General features: G+C 60.8%; 3 protein-coding genes. 1 reads left to right on the plus strand and 2 read right to left on the minus strand.

Annotated features, from left to right (window positions below):
• Window positions 1–282: 282 nt before the first annotated feature.
• Complete coding sequence (locus tag KA248_15675) at window positions 283–1395, plus strand: hypothetical protein (GenBank protein MBP7831347.1); 1113 nt, start codon at window positions 283–285, stop codon at window positions 1393–1395.
• Between the two features lie 96 nt (window positions 1396–1491).
• On the opposite strand, the gene KA248_15680 is transcribed toward KA248_15675, so the two are convergent.
• Together KA248_15680 and KA248_15685 are read right to left on the minus strand one after the other, a co-directional pair.
• Window positions 1492–2217 carry a suppressor of fused domain protein gene (locus KA248_15680; GenBank protein ID MBP7831348.1) on the minus strand — a complete coding sequence of 242 codons (726 nt, stop codon included), beginning with the start codon at window positions 2215–2217 and terminating at the stop codon, window positions 1492–1494.
• 88 nt (window positions 2218–2305) lie between these two features.
• Window positions 2306–3517, minus strand: a complete 1212-nt coding sequence (locus tag KA248_15685; protein ID MBP7831349.1) for a hypothetical protein — start codon at window positions 3515–3517, stop codon at window positions 2306–2308.
• Window positions 3518–3918 lie beyond the last annotated feature (401 nt).

Here is a 3918-nt window from a genome sequence, read left to right on the forward strand (position 1 = left end):
CGCCGCTTCACGTGCGTGGGTTACGCGGGGTACCGCTACGGCTTCACCCTGATCTGGCAGGTCAGGCAGCCACCCGCTGCGTCTGGGTGTTGATCGGAAGGACCAGAAAGAGTATCGTCTGGGCGATTGTTTCTCGGTGGAGTGCTCCAGTCAGGAGTTTCTCCCCAAGGAGGATCCCTCATGGAAGTCACCACCTGGCCCAAGGGGCAGCCGCACCGCTTCCAGCTCGTCCCCCTGGGCGGCAGCACGTTTGAACTGCGGTTGTGAAGAGAACGGGTACCGATGAAACGTCCTAGGGTCACCGATCTGAACATCGCCGGCGTGTGCGAGCGGGACATCGACCTGCTGCTGTTGGAAGAGTTTATTGCCGGCGACGGCTTTTGGCGCTGGCTGGCCGGGGTGGCGCTGGGGGAGGATCTCGCCGAGGCGCGATTTGTCCGCGCGCGGCATTCGGTGGATCAGCCGAGCGGCGAGTCGGACCTGGAGCTGGAATTCGAGCTGGGCGGTCAGTCACATCGCGACCAGCCGCGGCGAATCCGGATTTTGTTTGAGAACAAGCTGGACGCCGCGTTCCAGCCGCAGCAGGCCGAGCGGTATCGCCAGCGCGGCGACGCGTACCTCCATAACGGCGAGTGCGACCGCTGGGTGACCGTCCTGCTGGCGCCGAAGGTGTATCTGGGATGGCCGGAGCACGGGGAGGAGCTGTGGGTCATGCCCGCCGCGGCGTCTCGCGCGTCCGGCAAGAATGCGACGCGGCGAAAAGTGCGGCCGGGTGCGTCCGGTCGGTGCGCGTCGCGGCGCGACGCGCCTCTCCTTCACGGCTTCGACGCCGTGGTCACCTATGAGGCGATGCGAGAGTGGTTTCGGCAGGCGCCAAGGCTGGGCGCCCGGCGGGCGCACAAGCTGGCGCTGCTGGACGGGGCCATCCGCAAGGCGGAGGAAGGGTACCGCCCGGTTCCCGACGAGCCGGTGACCGCTTTCTGGCAGCAGTACTGGGAGATCGCCCAGGCCCGCGCGTTCGAGCTGCACATGGACCGTCCGGAGAAGAAGCCGGCGGCCGCCGGCTTCGTGCACTTCCATCCCGTGGGTCTGCCGAAGGGAGCGAAACTCGTCCACAAGCTGCGGCATGGCAAGGTGGACTTGCAGTTCACGGGGGGCGCGGCCCGGGTGCCGGAGCTGCAGCGAGTCATCGAGCCGCTGTTGAAGCCGGGCATGGCGCTGGCTCGGGCGGGGAAATCGGTGGCGGTGCGCATCGCCGTCCCGGCCGTGGACGCGGCGCGGGGCATGGACGCGCAGCAGCCCGCCGTCGAAGCCGGCCTCGCCGCCGCCCGGCGGCTGCGTGCGTGGCTGGCCCAGCACCGCCAGGTCATCGACGAGTTGATGGGTGATTGTTGATGGTTGATGGGCGAGGGGGCGAACCGGCGAGCCGGCGGAACGGCGAAACGGCGGGGGTTTTCCTCTATTCAGCTCCACGACCTGTCATGCCCGCTCCTATCTTGGCTGCCACCAATGGCGGCAACTGTTGCGACGACTCGGGTCCATGACTTCGGTGATCCCGTGCTTTTCAAGTCGGCCGAACAGTGCATCGGAGCCGCGGCGTAATTTGTACCGAAGTTCCTCAGGAAATAAGAAGAAAAGGCCGAAAAATGCAATCTCTCGGTCCGGAGCGACTTGGAGGTGGGAAAAACCGGTGTCGATCAGGTAGCTGGGACCGAGAGCCACGGCGTTGAAGCGGATTGAGGAGTCGTAGGGTTCTCCCTCGCTGGTCTGAATTGTATGTCCGTACCACAGCCACACGTCCTTTGTGTGAGGGTACAGCGCATGGGATTTGAGTTCGCGGATTGGCCAGAACCATTCCGACCTCTGCCAGGAGGCCTTGTCCATTGGCCAAGATGCGGGCAGGGCGATGAACAGCTCAGCAAAACGGCAATGTTGCGCCTGCGGCGGTGCCGACATCGGGCGTTCGCTCATTCCCGAAGTGATCAAGAAGTGGCAAGGGCGTTCATTGGTCGGCGCCACATGGTAGACATCGAGATGAACGAGGCCGGAAAGGATTTCGTGATACACCATCGCAATCGGTCCGATAAACCGCTCGATGTGATCACCGATGGCGGAGATCAGTTGCGGATCACCCGATGCTGGTGTGGGATGCTGGTCCTGATCGATGAACAACGGAAGTGGATCTGCTGAAGACGAGTCGGGCGGAACGTCAGCCATGAAAACCTCCATGGAGCATGGACAAGCCCTCGGTCGAAGGAGATACAGGCCGCGCGCCCACTCTGCCCTCAATCAGGTCAACTCTCATCTATTTCAACTGTTCCAACCGCACCCGCGCGAGCTGTTCAGGAGACGGGAATGACACCACCCGGAAGCGTTCAGGGAAATCGACGCGTTTCGCCATGAGTTCGCCGAAGGCCGCAACCGCCTCCGCCCATGGGCACCAGCCGAGAATCATTTTTTCGTTTTCCATGAAAAATATTCGATCGGTGCGCGGCAGATCTGAAACGATGCCCTTGCCCCAGACACAGTGCGATCGGATCTTCCCGGTCTCCGTGTTTTCGCTGGCGACGTAACTGGCGACGTAAACGTCCTCGCCCATCTTCTGATACAACTCTTCCAGAAGCCGCTTCTGTTCGGTGTAATCGATGATCCGTTCGCGAACTTCACACATCCGAAATTTAGAATAGGAGGGATGATTTTCCGCCAGCTTCAACCCGGTCCAAGTCTTGTTTTCCAAAATTAAAGGTTGAGTGCTCACCAGGCGGGAGTTTTTGAGCGCGCCTTCGCAAACGGACGCCATGTAGCCCAGTCCGTCCTGATCTTCCGATCCGGTGATGATCAGGGTATCCCGATCCGGCACGGCCACCACCGGCGTTCCTTTGACATCGGCCTGGACAATGATCTCCCAGAACAGAACCCTGGAAGCGTCGAAGGTGTCATGGTGGCACAAAACGAAGACGCCAGGAAAGGGTGTCTCAAATCGATTCGTGGTTTTTTGCCACAGATTATCCATGGCTTTGGTCAGCAGTTCTGCAAATGAGATGTGCCAATTTTCGAGGCTGGAGCGATTGAGATACGAAAGTGCATCCGGCTGGTCATAACAAAGCCCAACGGCCAGGTCACTGCCGATCTGTTGATAGGGAAGGGTCAGGCGTTCTCCGCCAGCTAATGTGAAGCGCAGATCGGACAACTCGAAGTATGCCCGGGAACGGACCGCAGGCAGGATATCAGGAAGCGCATCTTCGAGGGAAGCGGGAGGTTCAGCACTCCCCGGTGCAAAACAACGGGCGTAGTTCCCGATGACTTCTCGGCGCCGCCGGCGGGGTGCGTCCAGATAGTCCTTGTAGACATTATCCAGGAAGAACTGCAGCCCCGGCCCTTCACCGATGATCAATTTGAAATCTGCGGGATCGTATGAGATGGGCTTGTGTTCGCCGAGTTGTTGCAGGGTTCTGATCGCGATCCGGGCAAAGTCATCCCGTTCCGGTTTGCCGAGCAACGTTCGCCATAATCTCATCCAGCCTCACCTCTCGCAATCGAGCTTAAGGGCGCACTAGTCGATTGGTGGCAATCATAGCACAATTTCCCCACACCATAAGCTCCGGACTCCGGCAGGAAACTCCCGCCTTGATTGAAATGGGTGCGCGACGTGGTGGAAGTTCGCTCCCTGAAGACCATCCGTGATTAGCCCGCCAGACCCGATCGGGTCGACGCATTCCGCTTGCAAAGAGGCCGGAGTGGGTTTTCAATAGGGAGCATGACTCCCGACGAGCGCGCGCGGTTGTTTCTGAGGCTGGCCCGGTACTTTGGGACCGAGGTGGGGGCGGAGTTTATGCGGCGGACGGGGGCAGAACATCCGGAACTCGGAGTGGAATGCCTGCACTCGCTGAGCGAGGGGATCTTCAAGCCGGCGGACAG

Source organism: Kiritimatiellia bacterium (assembly GCA_018001225.1).
Classification (GTDB): Bacteria; Verrucomicrobiota; Kiritimatiellia; order CAIQIC01; family JAGNIJ01; genus JAGNIJ01.

Bases quoted from the DNA above. Each gene is read 5' to 3' on its own strand.
- KA248_15675 (MBP7831347.1), top strand. From the start codon at position 283: ATGAAACGTCCTAGGGTCACCGATCTGAACATCGCCGGCGTGTGCGAG.
- KA248_15680 (MBP7831348.1), bottom strand. From the start codon at position 2,217: ATGGCTGACGTTCCGCCCGACTCGTCTTCAGCAGATCCACTTCCGTTG.
- KA248_15685 (MBP7831349.1), bottom strand. From the start codon at position 3,517: ATGAGATTATGGCGAACGTTGCTCGGCAAACCGGAACGGGATGACTTT.